The organism is Amycolatopsis minnesotensis (assembly GCF_039529815.1).
Classification (GTDB): domain Bacteria; phylum Actinomycetota; class Actinomycetes; order Mycobacteriales; family Pseudonocardiaceae; genus Amycolatopsis; species Amycolatopsis minnesotensis.
The window spans coordinates 26,058-42,814 of the sequence record NZ_BAAANN010000021.1 but is presented as its reverse complement, the minus strand read 5'-3'; the positions used below and the strand labels follow the sequence as shown (position 1 = coordinate 42,814).

Below are 16,757 nucleotides of genomic sequence, written 5' to 3'. Positions count from 1 at the left end.
ACGAGTCCACGGTGCTCGCCGTCGCCGTAATCCCGGCGATCGCTCGTCCACAGTGGATTCTCAGGTCCCGCTCCTAGAATCGGGTGCCATGACCACCTCGCCGACGAACCGCCGCGGCCCGCTGGCATTGGTGTTCCCCTCGCTCGGGCTCTCCGGCCTGTTCGCGGGTGCCGCGCTCGTGCTGCTCCTGCAGTTCGTGCCGCCGACCAACGGCATCAGCCCGATCCGCCGGACGATCAGCGAGTACGGGCTCACCTCCAACAAGTGGGTCTTCGACCTCGCCGTGCTGCTGGTGGCGTTCGGCTCGGCCGCCGCGTTCGCCGGGCTGATCCGCCAGCGGCTGCTCCCGGTGCGCTCGATGGCGACCGCGCTCGGCGGTGTCTGGGTGGCGAGCCTGCTGCTGATCGTGGCGTTCCCGAAGCGCGACTGGTCGGTCGGCCCGACCGCGGGCAGCGAGGTGCACCGCGTGGCCAGCGTCGTCGGGTTCGTGGCGCTCCCGCTCGCGGTGCTCTTCGCGGCGCGGATCGTCTTCGTGAATGCCAAGGCGTGGCGGCGGATCTCGACGGGGCTGGCACTCGCCTCGCTCGGCTGGTTCGGCGTCATCCTCGTCGGCGTCGGCATCATGGCCGCCGGCGGCGATCCGTGGTGGGTGATCATCCCGGCCGGGCTCGTCGAGCGGGGCATGGCGCTGACCGGGCTGTTCGCCGTCGCGACGCTGGCGGTGCCGCTCCTGACCCGCCCGATCCCCCGGCTCGAACCGGCCCGCGCCGGACACGGCGGGAAAATACCGAATTGAAATCCTAAGCCTTTCCTAAATTTCGCGACGATCAATAGCACGCGGCCCTACACTCCGTTTATGAAGATAGCGCTGTGGATCGCACTGTGCGGGCTGTGTGCCGCAGTCGGCCACGTGCTCCTCGGCGCGGTCGCCGCGGCACTGCTGCTGGGCTGCCTTCCGGCCCGTGGCGACTCTGGAACCGTTGCCCGGCAAGAGGACCCACTTACCCGGAAGCGAAACACGACCGACGGTGCCGGCACCTGGCCGCGACAGGAAACGTCCGCGCGGTAACCACGGCGAGCCCGGAAAGAGGGCGGCCGGAATTGCCGGGGCAATTCGATCAAGCACGCCATTTTCCGCATCGGCGAACCGCCGCCGAGGTCGACGGCACGCTCGACGAGGCCCGGCTGATCGACCGGGTGGGCGCGCTACTCGCACTGCGACCTCGGCGGCGGACTCTCCGGCACCGGTGACACCGGGCAGACACATACTCCGTTTCGAGACCACTTTTGCCGCACACCGCGCGAGAGGCCCGGGTCGGCGATCAGGACCCGGTCACCGGGACCGTCGGCCCTTCCCGGACGACCAGCAACACGCATCCGGTCTCGGAGGACACCCGGTGGGTGCTGTTCGGGGCCTCGACGATCAGATCGCCAACGGTGTAGCGGTCTCCGTTGTCGTTGCGCAGTTCCCCCTGCAGCACGAGCATCAGCTCATGGCCGAGGTGCTCGTGCCGGTCTCCGTGCGAGTCCGGACCGAAACGGACCAGGAACGCGGTCGCCGGATCGCACGAATACAGGGGATGGATCTCCGCACCGGCCCGGCCGGGCTGGCTCCAGGTCTCCCATTCCACCTGATCGAGGCCGACCTGGGTGAGAATCTCGCGTAGTACCAGCACATCACGCATTTCCGGTCTCCTGTTCGTGGTCGTTCACCAATTCAGCGCGGCGCACTTTGCCCGAGGCCGTGCGTGGCAGGCAGCGGACGAACCGCACCGAGCGGATCCGCTCGCTCAGGTGGAGCAGCAGTGCGCTGGCGAGCTCCTCGCCAGGCACGACGCCCTCGGCGGCAACGACCACGGCGTGCGGCACCAGGCCGGCCACCGGATCGGGCCGGGGAAGGACCACGGCCTCCGCCACGGCCGGATGGCGGCGCAGTGCCGCCTCCAGCTCGTACGGGGACACGCGGTGCCCAGCGGACTTGAACACGTCGTCGAGCCGGCCCGCGATCCGGAGATAGCCGTGCTCGTCGCGTTCTCCAAGGTCGCCGGTGCGGTAGTACGTGCCGTCGAACGGACGTTCTTCCCGGCCGAGGTACCCCACGGCCAAACCGACCGGCGCTCCGGCCAGCTCCACGCAGACCTCGCCGCTCTCGCCCGGCGTGGCGGTGTCCGGATCTCGGAGGGTGAGCAGATACCCGGGCATCGGCAGCCCGAGCCAGCCGGGACGCTGCCGCATTCCCGGACAGGTACCCGCCAGGCAGGTGGTCTCGGTCTGGCCGTACCCGTCCCGCACCGCGACGCCCCAGGCGCGTTCGACCCGCTCGGCCAACGTCGCGTCCAGGGGCTCGCCCGCGCTGGTGGCCTCGCGCAGCCGGGGCGCGGCCGAGCCGAGATGCCCTCGCATCGCCCGCCAAGTGCTCGGCGGGGCGCAGAACGAGTTCGCCCCGTGCTCGGCCAGCAGCCGCGGGAGCTCGGCGACCGGGATGTCGCTTCCCGCCACCGCGAGCACGGTGGCCTCAGCGTTCCACGGCACGAAGAAGCTGCTCCAGGAGTGCTTGGCCCAGCCGGGCGCGGACACGTTGAGGTGGCGGTCCCCCGGCAGCAACCCGCTCCAGTACATCCCGGTGAGGTGCCCGACCGGGTAGCTGACGTGGTTGTGCGCCACCAGCTTCGGCGCGGAGGTGGTGCCCGAGGTGAAGTAGGCGAACGCGAGATCGCCGCTGGGGGTGGGGCCATCCGGGACGAACCGCTCATGCGAGCCGAGGCTGCCCCGGTAGTCGGTCCAGCCAGCCACCGCACCGCCGACCGCGATCCGCCCGCCCGGGCCATCCTGATCGAACAAGTGGGTCAGCGAGGCCCAGCACACCACGTGACGAACCCGCCCGCGCCGGACCCGGTCGAGGGCCTCGGCGGGAGTGAGGCTCGTGTAGGTGGGGATGACCACCGCGCCGAGCTTCATGCAGGCCAACAGGCACTCCCACAGCTCGACCTGCTGACCGAGCACGATCAGGACGCGATCACCCCGACGTACACCGAGCCCGCGCAGCCACACCGCGACCGCGTCCGACCGCGCCGACAGGTCCGCGAAGCTGGTCTCCCGAACGCCGCCCAGCCCGTCCAGCAGGGCCAGTGCCGGCCGGTGATTGCGCTCGGCGATGACGTCGAACCATTCCAGGGCCCAGTTGAACTCGGCAGGCCGCGGCCACCGGAACTCGGCGGTGGCCGCGGCGTGGTCGAGCCGATGCGCCAGCAACAGGTCCCGTGCCGCGCGGAACTCTTGGTGCGCCCCGGTTTTGCGGAACCGCCAGTAGCCGCTCACCTCGTGTCGGCCCCGGCCGGGCGCACGGCGGGCACGAGGTGCGCGGCGATCGCGTCGGCGTCACGGGTGAACTCGCTCCACCGCCCGGGGCGCCCGCTGCCGACCTGCGTGAACCAGCGGGTGTACTCCGTGGGAATGCCGAGCACGTGCATACCGGTGTCCGCCTGGCCGTCACGGCCGATGGGGTGGAACGGGCTCTCGGACACCGCCACACCACCGGTTTCGAATCGCCCCTCGTTGACGAAACTGGTCAGCAGCCCCGCCTCGCGCAGGCCGCTGATCAACGGAGACCGGTCCCGGCGCAGATCGGGGCCGGGCACTCGAGCATCGACGAGCACGTCCACCGCGACCTTCGCTCCCCGCACCCGTGGCGAGCTCACCGCGAACCGGCCCTGCGCCGGATCGACGTCGAAGCGCGCGTCGGGGCCGATCACGCGCAGCAGCCCCGCCTCCATCAGGGCCAGCGCCTGGCGGGATCGCAGCCGGGGCGGGCCGACGGTCAGCAGGGACATGATCGGGCAGAACCAGCCGAGGAAGTCCTCCTCGTGGGACCGCGCGGTCAGGCCGCCGAAGTCGACCGCCGCGCGCAGGACACCGCGAACGTCCCGGAACACGTCCAACGCCGCCTTGAGCGGGCCGTCGACGTTGCCTAGCTCGGCCTGCCGCAGGTCCTCCCGCAGCGCTTCGGTCACGGCGCCGTCGAACTCCGCCCGGCCCGCGAACTCCCGGCCCGCGAAGGGACGTGCCATCGACTCCAGGTCCAGCCGCGGCAGGCAGCCCAAGCCGAACCGGCCGGCCACCTGGTGCAGCACGGGGTGCGGCCGGCCCGCCTGCTCGATCGCTTCGACCGCGTGCCTGCCGAAACGCGCGGCCACGTCAGCGCCGAACCTCGCGGTGAGCGCGGTCCGGTAGTACACGAGCTCCGCTTCGGCCAGCAGCCAAGGCAGCAGTTGCGAGCGGAAGTCCAGTTTTCCCTTGCTGCGCAACGACGAGACCAGCTCCATGGTGAACACGCGCGGCGAGTAGGAGTGCTCCGCCCCTTTCTGGTTGCGGCCACGCGCGGGCATCGGCACCCCACCGCGGGAGCCCGCGATCAGCCGGGGCTCCCGGCCGCTGGGCAGGTAGCGCAGTCCGTGCCCGTCGCCGGCGAACCGGCCACCTCTGCCGATGCTCAGCGACACCATCACGTCGTAGAAGGACAGACCGAGCCCGATGACGCCGACGTCGGCTCCGGGGGCGATCGCGTCCAGTGGCATGTCGGTACTGGAATTCCCGTGCAGATAGGCCAGGTTTGGCCTGGTCGCGGCGAAATCCGCCAGCCGCCGTCGAGGACCGGCCAGCTCCGGTGGCACGTGGCCGGTGGCCAGCACGACGCGGTCCGCCCTCACCTGCTCCCCGTGCGCCAGCGTCAGGGTGTAGGCATCCGCCGACTTGACCATTCCCCGCACCTCCGATCGAATCCGCCGCAAGCGGACCCGTTCCGGCAGGGACGCCTCGATGGCGTCGAGCGCGAACTCCAGGTACCGGCCGTAGGTCGGTCGCGGCGCGAAGCTGTCGGGCCCCGGGTACTCCGGGTCGGTCCGCTGCCACCACTGCGCGAGCGTCGGGCCGGCTCCGGCACGAGGCATCCCTTCGTCGGCCGGGCCGGAGAACATCGTGACCTCGCCCGCCACGGTGTTCATCAGCGACCAGACCGGCTGGTCGGTGCGCCACACCCGCCCGGTGCCCACAGCCGCCGAATCGAGCAGGCACAACAGGACCGGGCCGCCCGGCGGCCGCTCGGCCAGCCGGACGGCCAATCGCTCGAGCACCGCCAAGCCGCGAGGGCCGGACCCGACCACCGCCACCGTGTACCCGGGCCCGACGTCATAGCTCTCGGCGGTGAACCGCAACATCCTGAGCAACTGACCGGAGGAAATCCGGCCGGACGCCCGCGAAGCCGCCGGCAGCGGCATTTTCCCGGTCCGCGCCCAGTACAGGCGCCCGTCCTCTCCGATGCCACCCTGTGCTTGGCCGTGGTTGTCCTCGTGGATGCAATAGGGCACGTCCAGGGTGCCGTCGGCGAAGGACCGCACCAGGCCTTCTCCGATGTCGTCCCCACGCTCCAGCACCGCTTCGATCAGCGCCCGCGCCTCGCCGAGCACGGTGCCGTAGTCGACCTGATCAGCCCGCGGGAGATCGCTGTCGCGCTCGGCCACCCGTGCGGAGCGCACCAGTGCCGACACGTTCTCGGCCACGGTGGGGATCCGGTGCGCCTCCGCGGCGGTCTTGACGATCAGGCGCTCGGCCCCTCCCCGGACCGCGATCTCGGCGCTGCGGTCCAGGATGCGCGACGCACCCGCCTCGGTGCGCGGGAAGACACCCATGTACGTGTAGAGCACGAGGTGCCGGTCCACGTCCACCGCGAGCAGTTCGCCCGCCAGGTGCCGCAGCGCGGCCACCGCCTCGATGTCCTGGGTGGCGTTGGTCTGCTGCGCGTAGCTCAGCGACACGCTGCGCACCCCGTGCTGGACGAAGAACATCGCTTCGAGGACGCTGGCCGCGATCAGCAGCGAGGGCGGGCAGAGCTGACCGAACAGGCAGCCGCCGAAGGTCTCCAGATGGGGGCGCATGCCTCGCGCACCGGCGTCGGCCACCAGGCGGTCGCTGGCCCGCGACCACGCGCGAACGGCTTCGGCCAGCGGGGTGCGGCTGTAGGGCAGGCAGTAGGACACCGGCCCGCCTTCGCTGATCGACAAGCCGGCCTCGACCATCGCCTCGAAGATCCGCTCCGGATCGGCGCAGCCGTGCCGGACCTGCACCGGCACCCGTCCCCGCACCGCCGCGACCACCTGCCGGGTCAGCTCGGCGCCATGGGCGACGAGCGGAAACCCGTTGAGCCGCTCGCCGTCCAGCAGTGCCCGCCGGGCGCCCTCGTGGTCGCCGACGCGGGTGTAGCTGTCGAGCGTGATGGTTCCCACCGTGCGCGCATCCGCCGCGGCCACCGCCCGCAGGCCCTCGGCCATCTGGCCCGGCTCGCCCATGCCCATCCTGGGTTGCACGACCAGTTCGCCGCTCGCCGCGGCCGCCATGACGTAGCCGTGGATATCGGCGGGGTTCACGCCGCGACCCCCGGGTCCCGTTGAGCGGGCACGCCGACCAGGCCGGCCAGTGCCGTGCTCAGCTCGTGCGCGTCGGCGTCGCCGAACACCAGCGTGAAGCCCGCGTCCAGGAGGTCCTGCGTCTGCTCCTCCCCCGCCGCGCCGATGCCGAGCTTGCCCCCGATCACCACGGGCAGGGACGCGATGTCCGGGGCGGCGCGGATCTTCCGGATCACCCTGGCCCCGTCGATGCGGCCGTGCCCGTTGACGGAGCTGATCACGATCGCGGCGGGCGCCAGCTCGCGCGCGCTGGCGATCAGCAGGTCGTCGGGCACGCAGGAGCCCAGATTGGTGACCGCGTAACCGTTCTCCTCCAGCAACAGCGCCAGGTACACCAGGTTCCAGGTGTGCGAATCCGACGAGACGGAGGACAGCAGCACACTCGGCCGCTGCACCGGGGATTGTGTCATGGGTTCTCCTCGACGAGCGCGGGCGAGTTCTGGTCAGTCCGCGCGGACGACAATCTCGACGAGCTGGGCGGCGTTCCTCGCCGCGGCAATGGCTTCCTCGGCGGTTGGCGCGTACGCGAGGACGTAACCGACCTGGTCACTGGAGTAACGGGTCCGGCAGACGACCTCGCCGACCGCGGTCCCGATGCGCACGTCGACGATGTGCCGCTGGTACCGGGCGAGGTCTTCGCCCCGCAGCGAGACGACCGTGCCCGGTTCGGCCTCGAGGTGGCGCATGACGGCCGTCCCGCGCCGCGTGCGCGCGGCCAGCAGCCGGGTCACGTCGAGGCCGGCCCGCTGCCGCACCGCGGCCTGGATCGGGTCGAACCCAGTGGTCATCCGGATCATGTCCACGATGTGCTGGCCACCGTTGCGGGTGTGGCTCTCGATCGGCCTGACGCCGTCCGCGGTCACCATCACCTCGGTGTGCGTCAACCCGGTGACGATGCCCAAAGTGTCCAAGGTGGACTTCAGGCTGTCGGCGACAGCCTGTTCGGTCTCCGTCGGCAGCGGTGCGGGCAGCACATGGCCGTAGACGATGAACTCCTTGCCGGTACCCGATTCTCCGAGCATCGTCTTGGTGATGCTCAGCACGTGGTGCTCGCCGTCCACCGAGAAGGCCTCCACCGAGTACTGGGTGCCGACGAGCAGTTCCTCGAACAGCACCGGATAGCGCAACGCGGACAGTTCCTCGCGGCGGCTGACCTTCAGCACACCGAGGCTGCCCGCGCCGACGGTCGGCTTCGCGATCACCGGCAGCCCGAGCCGGTCGATCGCCTCGGCGGCCTCGGGCTCGTCCCGCGCGAGCTGGTAACCGATCGCCAACCCGGGTTCCCCGGCCAGCGCGGCTCGCATGAAGTCCTTGCCCACCACCGCCTGGACCGCGTCCAGCGGGTTGTCGGGCGCACCGAGGAGGTGGTTGACCTCCGCGCTGAGCAGTTGCCCGCGATCGGTCAGCGACAACGCGCCGAGGCAGTGCCGATCCGGGTACAGCGCCTTGACCAGATCGACGAAGGTGGCGGCGGGCCACCGCCAGTAGTCGATGCCGAGCAAGGTCGTTCCGGTGGACTGGGGCGGGGTGGCCGGCTTCGCCATCGGATCGGTGAGCAGGGTGTCCAGGTCGAGCGGGGTCGCCGTGGTGGACTGCGGCAGCAGCGCCAGGTTCGGCGGCGCGTCGATCACCAGGCAGTCCAGGCCGAGGCGCTCGGCATGGGTGAGCGTCGGCGAGGACGGTCCGATGAGGATGATCACGTCGTGCTCGGTCATGGCGTGTTGTCCTTTCTCAGCGGGAAGTTGTCGGCATCGCGCTCGGGCGGGCCCGCCCGAGCAGCGGCGCGAGCACCGCGCCGATGAGGATCACCGCGATGCCCATGGCCAGGAACACCAGCGATTCGTCGGCGGGAGCGCGTGCGGCTCCGATCAGTGCGCCACCGAGGTAGCCGAGGCCCAGCCCGCCGAAGGCGTCCAGCACACCGGCCATGCCGTAGACCGAGGTGGTCACGCCCTCGGGGAACCGGCGGACCTGATCGTCCACGACCAGGCCGAGGAGGACCTCGCCGACGCTGAACAGGACCGTCCCGCCGATCCACACCGGGACGCGGAATTCCCCGACGGCGAACAACGCGAGCCCGGAGCCGAAGAGGCCGAAACCGGCGAGCACCGAAGCGGTGGTGCCGAACCGTTGCAGGAACCGGACCACCGGTTGCTGTGCGGCCACCACCGTGACGGCGTTGGTGGCGAAGACGATGCCGACCAGACCGGCCAGCCCGGCGCCGGAGATCCGGATCGGCACGATCGACTCCAGCTGGATCAGCAGCCCGCCGAGGAAGAACGACAGCACCACCACGCCGAGCAGTGCGGTGCTCAGCAGCGACCGCCGCACCGTGGCCGCGGGCGCCGAGGGGCGTACCGGGTCGGGCAGCGCGCACACGAGTACCGCAAGCAGGGCGAACGCGCCGCTGGTGGCCAGGAACAACGTGGCCGGACCGGCGGACTGGATGGTGAGCCAGCCGAGCAACGGCCCCACCGCGACCCCGGTGTTGGCCGTCATGTTGCGCACCGACAGCGCCCGGAGCTGGTGCTGCTCCGGCACGATCCGCAGCAGCAACGCCTTGGACGTCGGGAAGTACAGCCCGCCGCCGATGCCGACGAGCACCAGCCCGATGGTGACGGCGACCAGCGAGTGCGAGACGAGCAGCGCATAACCGGGAATGCGCAGTGCCCCGCCGTAGAGCATGACCTTGCGGTAGCCGAAACGCGCGACGACGGGGCCGGCGAACAGGCTGGACCCGCGCAGGAACCAGTAGGACGTCCCGAGCAGCACGCCGACCGTCGCGGGAGACAGGCCGGCCTCGGCGGAGAGCTGGGTGGCGAGATAGGGAGCCACCAGGAACGCGGACAGGCTCGACACGAACGACCCGAGCAGGAGAACCCCTGCCGCCGCGGAGAACCACTGCCCGGGAGCCGGCGTGCCGATCCTCTCCTGCCGCGCTGTCATACCATCCACGTCCGGACCGTCCGGCCCGCCGCCAGTACCCGGTCCAGTGCCTCGTCAGCGGTCTCACCGCGCGCGGTGAGCACGCCGACGGACGCGGACTGGTTCTCCGTGGTGTCGATGCGGTCTCCGGCGTACTTCGTCGGCCACCACTGGACGTCGCCGGGGAAGGTCGAGAGGTCGTCCATCGTGATGTCGGCGATCGTGCCCACCGCCGGCGCGTACCGCAGCGACTGCGCGTATCCGCAGCGCAGTTCGCGCCGTTCAGCCAGCCAGCCGGGCTTCCGGCCGATGCCGAATTCGAGCACGGTGCGGTACACGTTGCGCCCGAACGCCTCGGTGATCGCGCGGCCGACCTGCGCACCGGCGAGCCTGGGGTTGATCTCGACCACCTCGAACCCTCCGCTGGTGGCGATGAACTCGTTGTGGCACAGGCCGTCCTCCACGCCGACCGCGGCGTGCACCCGGCTGATCCACTCGCCGACCCGGCGTTCCCACGGCGAGTCGAACCGGACGGGGAAGGAGATGCCTTCCTCACGGACCCATGGCTCGTCGGAGACGGTCCGGTTGGTGACGCCCAGCAGGTGGGTGCGCCCGCCGTAAGTGATGGTCTCCGCGCTGTAGAGCGGTCCTCGGTGCAGGCTCTCCAGTACGTACCTCTCCGGTCCGCCTCCGGCGATCCTCGTCCGCAGCCGGTCGAGGTCCTCCGCCGAGCGCACCAGGAACGCACCCGCGCTGCCCGTGCCGCGAACGTCCTTGAGCACGCACGGGTACCGGATTTCGCGGGGATCGCGTCCGAGCGCGACCTCTTCGCGGGTCAGCCGGAAGCACTGCGAATTGCTCAGGCCCACCTTGATCAGGGTCTCGCGCACCGTCGCCTTGTCCCGAATCCTGCCGGCGAATCCCGTTGTGCGGCCGGGTAAGCCGAGCCGGTGACAGACCTGCGCTCCGGTTTCGGTCCAGGTGTCGGTGTTGACCACGACCCCGGCCAGGTCGTGCACGGGCTTCAGCGCGGCCAGCACCGCGTCGACATCGAAGGTGTCCACGTCGATGACCCGGATGCGCGGCTCGCCGGGCAGCTCGTACCGGTACACCGAGCGATCCCTGGTCAGCAGGATGAGCTCGTGCCCGAGTTCGTCCGCCGCGTCGGCGAGCAGGCCCATCCCGAAGGTGAGCGCTTCCAGCATCGCGATCGTCATGCCGTCACCTCGTCACCCGGAGCCGCCGGAGCGCCCGGAGCCGCCGGGGTGAACGGCCGCCGCTTCCAGTCCATTGTGGACCACGGAAGCGCGAGGTCGGTGAACTCGGCGATCTGGTTGGGCCGCAAGGATTCGAGCGGGAGCGGCGCGGGAAGTCCGGGAGCGTAGACCGCGTCCAGGTACCGGTGCCCGGTATCGGCGGCGACCAGTACCAGCGGCACGTCCGGTTCGTGCAGGCCGACGTCGTGGGCCACCGCATACCCCGCCCCGGTCGACAGCCCGGCGAAGATCCCGGTGTCCTCGAGGAGGCGGATCGCCCCGGAACGGGCGCAGTCGAAGCTCACCCAGTCGATCCGGTCGAAGGCCTCGTAGCTGATGTTGCCGAACGGGATGGCGCTCCCGATCCCGGCGATCAGGATGCTGGGGTCGGAAACGGCCTCGCTGCCGAAGGATATGCTGCCGAACGGCTGGATACCGGTCACGCGCACCAGGTCGACCTCCTTGCGCAGCACCTCGGCGAGGCCGCCGGTCGACGCGCCGGAACCGACTCCGCCGATCAGGTTCACCCGGCTGGCCGATATCTCGCCGGCGATAGTCCTGGCGATGGACTGATAACCGAGGTAGTGGACCCGGTCGTGGTACTGCCGCATCCAATGGGCGGTGGGGTGCTCGGCGAGGTACTCCTGGATGCGGGCGACCCGAAGGCTCTGGTCCAGTTTCATCGATGCCGACGGCTTGACCTGTTCGAGGGTGGCACCGAGTATGCGCAGTTGCGCCTTGAGGGTCGCGTCGATGGTGGTCGATCCGACGATGTGGCAGTTCAGATTGTGCTTGTGGCAGGCCAGTGCCAGCGCGTACGCGTAGATTCCGCTGGAGCTGTCCACGAGGGTGGTTCCCGCGTCGACCGTTCCCGTGGACAGCAGCTCCTCGACCGCGGCGAGCGCGGACGCGACCTTCATGGACTCGAAACGCAGCACGTAGCGGTTTTCGCGATAGTTTATGAGCGCGGGAAGCGTCAGCGCGTCGGCGATGTGCTCATACAAGTGGAAGTCCCCCTCGGGTGAAAGCGCAGGACAGTTTTCGTTCGTGGAAGAAGGCACACGCCTGCTCCATGCGTGACCGCTCGACTTCCGCGGGGTAGAGCAGGGCCGCGATCGCTCCGGTGTGGGCGCGAGTGACACCGAGCGCACTGAGACCTCGCCGGTTCTCGATCAGCTCGTCGATGATCGGGTGATGCAGATAGGCCTGGGCGAGAGCGGCACTCCGCGTGGCCTGTGCCGCCACCGCCCGGTGATCCCCGGTCTCCAGCGCGGAAAGCACTGACGACAGGGACCTTTCGTACTCCCGGCGGTTGCGCTGGTAGCTTCGCCCCAGCTTCGCGCTGGTGAACACCTCGGTGTCGACCTGTGCGTCGAGGACGACGTAACAGACCGTGAAGGCCAGCGCCGCCGGGAACGTCCGGACGATCTCCTGCTTACCGCTGAGGTAAAGAGCGTGCTCGTCCAGGAAAACGGGATCCGACCGCTCAATGCCGCGGAGTATCCCGCGCAACGCGGTTTCGTCGTACTCGATCGCGTGCAAGTTGAACAGGCAGCGGACCGTTGCCACGATATCCGCCGTGGAACTGGCCATTCCCTTGGAGGTCTGCAACTGCGAGTCGAACATCCACCGCCCCGGCGGGAGGGTGACCTGGTATTTCCGCTGGAACTCGCGGATCGCCGCCGCCCGTTTCGGGGTCGGCGCTTCGGAAACGGCGGGCACGGGCGAGGTCACGTAGGTGGCCCGGCTGTAGAGCGGGATCGGGAGCGTGACGATCCCTATCTCGTCGCGTCCCCGATGACGAACCGGACCCTGCCACAGTTCCCCGAGCGTGCCGTGACATATCCCGGAGAAGTACCGGGAGCGCGGGCCGCCTGCCTCGGAGGTCCTCAGCGCCGTGGTCGCCTGCCGGTCCGGAGCTGCCTGTTCTCTCAGCGGAAACACGCGGGCGATCCCCAATCTGTCGGTGGCGACCACGTTCTGAGCGCCCAAGGCTGAGCACTGCCGTGGGCGGCTGACGCGCCAGTGGCGAGATTAGGAGAACGCCATGAAATCCCCATGAAACCGGCCACGGCCAAAACGGCGCAGGACTTACGCCGCGATCGCCTTAATCGGGATTTCATCGCGCACCGTTAGCGTTACCTGGCGAATGCAATAACAGCCGAGAAAATCCACCCGAGGGCGGTTCATGAAGAGTGAACATCGATCGCGTGCGGTGGGCCACGGCGACGGGCCGCACCTGCGACCGCCGCGGGAACGGGTTTGCGACACCGTCGCCGCGGCGGGCCGGAGACACGGTGAACGCGTGGCAGTGGTCTGCGGAACCGACCGGCTCACCTACCGTGAACTCCTTGCCGCGGCCGGTCGGATCTGCCGAGGGCTACGGAAGGCCGCACCAGGACGGATCGCCGTCCTCGGCCACCGCACGGTGTTGACACCGGCCTACCTCCTCGCGGTACACCTGTCCGGCCGCGCGTTCGTGCTGCTCGACCCGAACTCCCCGGAGCGCCTGCGGCGGCACGTTCTGACGTCGACGGGTGTTCGGCTCGTCCTGGATCCCCGGACCGTCCCGGAGCCCGGCGGCCTCGATGGACCCGGCGCTGACGGCGATCTGGCGGACGAAGCCTACGTCCTGCACACCTCGGGAAGCACCGGGCTCCCGAAGGGCGTTTCGGTCACTCAGCGGAACTTGGCGAGCTCGAACCAGGCGCGGCTCACCGTGTACCAGGAGTTCGGCACACCCTGCTTCCTCCTGCTGTCACCGTTCTTCTTCGACTCCTCCGTCGCGGGCACCTGGGGCACTCTCGCGGCAGGCGGCTGTCTCGTCATCGCCACCGAGGAGGAACGCCGGGATCCCACGGCACTGACGACACTGGTCGAACGTCACCGGGTCACGCACACCCTGACCGTGCCGAGCTTCCACGCCGCGTTCCTCCACGCCGTGGACGCCCGGCCCGAGCGGGCCCGCTCGCTGCGGGTGGCGATCTGCGCCGGGGAGAGGCTGCCGCAGTCCGTGCTGCGGCACCATTTCGCCACCTGCCCCGCTGTCCCGCTGATCAACGAGTACGGGCCCACCGAGTGCACGGTGTGGTCGACCTACCGGAAGTACCACCGGCCCGGCCCGTCGACCATCGGGGTGCCGATCCCCGGAACGTCGATCCGTCTCGTCGACGAAAACCTGGGCGAGGTCGCCGATGGCGAGGCCGGGCAGATCGCCATCTCCGGTCCGGGGGTGGCGCTCGGTTACGTCGGCGACGCGGCCGAGACGCGCCAGAAGTTCGTCGATCGCGAAGGCGCCGGCCGCACCTACCTCACCGGCGACATCGGGCGGTGGACGGCCGGCGGCGAACTCGAATTCCTCGGCAGGCTGGACAATCAGGCAAAGGTACGGGGCGTCCGGATCAATCTGGACACCGTCGAGCAGGCGCTGGGGCAGTACCCTGGCGTCCAGGCGGCAGCGCTGGCCTATGACAGCGAAGCCGCGCTCTGCCACGCCTTCCTGGTCGGGAAACCGCACGCGCGACTCGACGAGATGGACATCCGGAGCACCATCGAAGCAGCATTCGGGACCAGCCATGTTCCCGATCGGCTCGAGTTCCGGGACGCGCTGCCGCGCACGGCCCGCGACAAGGTGGACCGCGGCGCGTTGCTGAATTCGGTGCGCACCAAGAGGACCGTGCCCGCCGCCCGGTCCGAAAGCGACCTTCCGGTGCGGATAGCCCGAGCGTGGGAAACCGTGCTCGGTATTCCCGTACAGCGCCACGAAAGCGTCAACTTCTTCGATCTCGGCGGGAACTCGATCTCCGTGCTCGAACTTTCCCGTGTACTGGCCGAGATCGCGGGAAAGCCGGTACCGGTGGGAAAGGTCTACCGGTGCGGCACCATCGACCAACAGGTGAACCTGCTCAGGAGTCTCTGAGCCGCTGTCCGATGAAGGGGCGAACGTGCAGGCTCTTGTCGAAGGGAAGACCTACGAGGCAGGCAGTCCTTTCGAGCTCTGGCGGCGGATGCGCGAGCGAGAACCGGTGGTGTGGCAACACACCGACGCGTTCGGCGGATTCTGGTCGCTGACCGGATATGCCGACGTCAAGGCGGTGCTGCGCGAAGCCGACGCGTTCACCACCTCCTCCGGGATCCTGCTCCGGCCGCTCGCGCAGGGGCCTGATCCGGGCAGCGGCCGGACCCTTGCCCTGTCCGACCCGCCGAGGCATACGGCCCTGCGCCGTGCGGTGGCGTCGTGGTTCGCGCCGCGCAACCTGCGCCCGCTCACGAATTCGCTGGCCGCCGCCGCACGGACCGTGGTGGCAGCGGCGGTCGCGAAGTCTCACGTCGACTTCGTCACGGAGATCGCCGCCGAGCTGCCACTCCAAGTCGTGTGGACCTTCCTGGACGTCCCCGCCCCCGACCGGGACGCGCTCACCAGCTGGTCCATGGACGCCTTCTGCGCCGGGACGGCGGTCGCCCGCAGCATCGCCCATCTGGAGATTCTCGAGTATTTCGGCACGCTCGCGGCAAAACGCCGCGACCGGCCGGGCAACGACCTGGTCAGCGTGCTCGCCGGGGTGGAAGTCGACGGAGAGCCACTGCCGCTCGACGAGGTGGTGCTCAACTGCGACAACCTCTTGGTCGGCGGCACGGAGAACGTCCGGCTCGCCATGTCCGGTGGTATCCGGGCGCTGATGGACCACCCGGACCAGTGGGCCAGGTTGCGGAACGGCTTCGACCAGGTGATCCCGACTGCTGTCGAGGAGGTCCTGCGATGGACCTCCAGTGCCACACACCTCGTGCGCACCGCCCGCCGGAACACCGAGCTGGGCGGGCAACGGGTCGCCGCCGGCGACCGGGTCGTGCTGTGGCTTCCCGCCGCCAACCGCGATCCGGCCGAATTCGCCGAGCCGGACGTCTTCGACGTGACCCGGAAGCCGAACCGGCACCTGGCACTGGGATCCGGACCGCACCACTGCGTGGGCGTCCAGCTGGCCAGGCTGGAGATCAGCACCGTGTTGCGGGAGCTGGTCCGCCAGGTGCGCCACCTCCAGCCGGACGGCACGGCCGCGAGACTGGACTCCATCGTCGTCAACGGATTCCGGACCCTCCCGGTCCGGCTGCACGGCATCCAGCGGCCGAGCCGATCGCGGAAGCGAGTCGCTGGACCGAGCTGAACAGTGACGGGCCGCAGCGCCGCCCGGTGCACGACGGTCAGTGACAGGCAGTCACCGAGCGGAGCCGGTGTGTCGCGGAGATCACGCCGTCCACCCCTGTTTGAGCAGGCAGTCGCAGGTGCGAAGATTGGGGACGAGTCCCCGGTTTCGGAGACTCAGGGCTCGCTTATCTCAACGACGAGGGAGAAACGCTGTGACCGGAACCCATTCGCGCGTCGCGATCGTCACCGGAGCCGGAAGGGGGATCGGCGCGGCGGTCGCGCGCAGGCTCGCCGCCGACGGTTTCGCGGTCGGCCTGCTCGACCTCGACGAAGACGGGGTGCGGAAGGGCGCCGAAGCGATCGTCGCCGACGGCGGGCGCGCGATCGGCGTCAAGCTCGACGTGAGCGACGCGGGCGAAGTCGACGCCGCGGTGTCGAAGGTCGCCGACGAGCTCGGCCCGCCGACCGTGCTGATCAACAACGCGGGCATCACGCGCGACAACCTCATCTTCAAGATGACCGAGCAGGACTGGGACTCGGTGCTCGGCGTGCACCTGCGCGGCTCGTTCCTGATGACCCGCGCGGTGCAGAAGTACCAGACCGAGCAGAAGTGGGGCCGGATCGTCAACCTGTCCAGCACCTCCGCGCTGGGCAACCGCGGCCAGGTCAACTACTCCGCGGCCAAGGCGGGTATGCAGGGCTTCACGAAGACGCTCGCGATCGAACTCGGCAAGTTCGGGGTCACCGCGAACGCGATCGCGCCGGGATTCATCGCGACGGACATGACCGCGGCGACCGCCGAGCGGGTCGGGATGTCCTTCGAGGACTTCAAGAAGGCCGCCGCCGAGCAGATCCCGGTGCGCAGGGTCGGCGAGCCGGCCGATATCGCGAACCTCGCGTCGTTCCTGGTCAGCGAGGGGGCCGGGTTCATCTCGGGCCAGGTCGTGTACGTGGCCGGCGGCCCGAAGGACTGAG

General features: G+C 69.8%; 13 protein-coding genes. 4 read left to right on the top strand and 9 right to left on the bottom strand.

The features are described 5' to 3' along the window. The first annotated feature begins 88 nt into the window (after positions 1-88). Positions 89-796, top strand: coding sequence for a DUF998 domain-containing protein (locus ABD256_RS25190; protein WP_344423684.1), 708 nt, complete (start codon positions 89-91; stop codon positions 794-796). Positions 797-1,322: 526 nt separating this feature from the next. Here the strand turns inward: ABD256_RS25190 and ABD256_RS25185 are convergent. The 9 genes from ABD256_RS25185 to ABD256_RS25145 are packed head-to-tail and all read right to left on the bottom strand — an operon-like array spanning position 1,323 to position 12,583. Further along, complete coding sequence (locus tag ABD256_RS25185) at positions 1,323-1,685, bottom strand: cupin domain-containing protein (RefSeq protein WP_344423682.1); 363 nt, start codon at positions 1,683-1,685, stop codon at positions 1,323-1,325. Continuing rightward, positions 1,678-3,318, bottom strand: coding sequence for an AMP-binding protein (locus tag ABD256_RS25180; RefSeq protein ID WP_344423679.1), 1,641 nt, complete (start codon positions 3,316-3,318; stop codon positions 1,678-1,680). Before ABD256_RS25180 ends, ABD256_RS25185 begins: the two co-directional genes overlap by 8 nt. Then, complete coding sequence (locus ABD256_RS25175) at positions 3,315-6,419, bottom strand: FAD/NAD(P)-binding protein (protein WP_344423677.1); 3,105 nt, start codon at positions 6,417-6,419, stop codon at positions 3,315-3,317. Before ABD256_RS25175 ends, ABD256_RS25180 begins: the two co-directional genes overlap by 4 nt. Further along, on the bottom strand, positions 6,416-6,868 hold the full coding sequence (locus ABD256_RS25170; protein ID WP_344423674.1) for a cobalamin B12-binding domain-containing protein: 453 nt from the start codon (positions 6,866-6,868) through the stop codon (positions 6,416-6,418). Before ABD256_RS25170 ends, ABD256_RS25175 begins: the two co-directional genes overlap by 4 nt. Positions 6,869-6,901: 33 nt before the next feature. Next, on the bottom strand, positions 6,902-8,173 hold the full coding sequence (locus ABD256_RS25165; RefSeq protein WP_344423672.1) for an ATP-grasp domain-containing protein: 1,272 nt from the start codon (positions 8,171-8,173) through the stop codon (positions 6,902-6,904). Positions 8,174-8,189: 16 nt separating this feature from the next. After that, positions 8,190-9,404, bottom strand: coding sequence for an MFS transporter (locus ABD256_RS25160; RefSeq protein ID WP_344423669.1), 1,215 nt, complete (start codon positions 9,402-9,404; stop codon positions 8,190-8,192). After that, the gene (locus tag ABD256_RS25155; RefSeq protein WP_344423666.1) at positions 9,401-10,600 is read right to left on the bottom strand and encodes an ATP-grasp domain-containing protein; all 1,200 of its coding nucleotides are present in this window, start codon (positions 10,598-10,600) and stop codon (positions 9,401-9,403) included. The genes ABD256_RS25160 and ABD256_RS25155 overlap by 4 nt, the downstream gene beginning before the upstream one ends. After that, entirely contained in the window at positions 10,597-11,643 is a 1,047-nt protein-coding gene (locus ABD256_RS25150) for a pyridoxal-phosphate dependent enzyme (RefSeq protein ID WP_344423663.1), read from the bottom strand. Before ABD256_RS25150 ends, ABD256_RS25155 begins: the two co-directional genes overlap by 4 nt. Beyond that, positions 11,636-12,583: a GHMP family kinase ATP-binding protein gene (locus tag ABD256_RS25145; protein ID WP_344423659.1), complete on the bottom strand. Its 948-nt coding sequence runs from the start codon at positions 12,581-12,583 to the stop codon at positions 11,636-11,638. The genes ABD256_RS25150 and ABD256_RS25145 overlap by 8 nt, the downstream gene beginning before the upstream one ends. Positions 12,584-12,827: 244 nt before the next feature. Here ABD256_RS25145 and ABD256_RS25140 point away from each other — a divergent pair, with 244 nt between their 5' ends. The 3 genes from ABD256_RS25140 (at position 12,828) to fabG (ending at position 16,756) form a co-directional block, all read left to right on the top strand. Then, on the top strand, positions 12,828-14,558 hold the full coding sequence (locus tag ABD256_RS25140; RefSeq protein WP_344423656.1) for a non-ribosomal peptide synthetase: 1,731 nt from the start codon (positions 12,828-12,830) through the stop codon (positions 14,556-14,558). Between the two features lie 25 nt (positions 14,559-14,583). After that, the gene (locus ABD256_RS25135; RefSeq protein ID WP_344423653.1) at positions 14,584-15,801 is read left to right on the top strand and encodes a cytochrome P450; all 1,218 of its coding nucleotides are present in this window, start codon (positions 14,584-14,586) and stop codon (positions 15,799-15,801) included. 193 nt (positions 15,802-15,994) lie between these two features. Further along, a complete protein-coding gene (gene fabG, locus ABD256_RS25130; protein ID WP_344423650.1) occupies positions 15,995-16,756 on the top strand; it encodes a 3-oxoacyl-ACP reductase FabG in 762 nt (253 codons plus the stop codon). Position 16,757 lies beyond the last annotated feature (1 nt).

Bases quoted from the DNA above. Each gene is read 5' to 3' on its own strand.
- ABD256_RS25190 (WP_344423684.1), top strand. From the start codon at position 89: ATGACCACCTCGCCGACGAACCGCCGCGGCCCGCTGGCATTGGTGTTC.
- ABD256_RS25140 (WP_344423656.1), top strand. From the start codon at position 12,828: ATGAAGAGTGAACATCGATCGCGTGCGGTGGGCCACGGCGACGGGCCG.
- ABD256_RS25165 (WP_344423672.1), bottom strand. From the start codon at position 8,173: ATGACCGAGCACGACGTGATCATCCTCATCGGACCGTCCTCGCCGACG.
- ABD256_RS25170 (WP_344423674.1), bottom strand. From the start codon at position 6,868: ATGACACAATCCCCGGTGCAGCGGCCGAGTGTGCTGCTGTCCTCCGTC.
- ABD256_RS25155 (WP_344423666.1), bottom strand. From the start codon at position 10,600: ATGACGATCGCGATGCTGGAAGCGCTCACCTTCGGGATGGGCCTGCTC.
- ABD256_RS25160 (WP_344423669.1), bottom strand. From the start codon at position 9,404: ATGACAGCGCGGCAGGAGAGGATCGGCACGCCGGCTCCCGGGCAGTGG.
- ABD256_RS25185 (WP_344423682.1), bottom strand. From the start codon at position 1,685: ATGCGTGATGTGCTGGTACTACGCGAGATTCTCACCCAGGTCGGCCTC.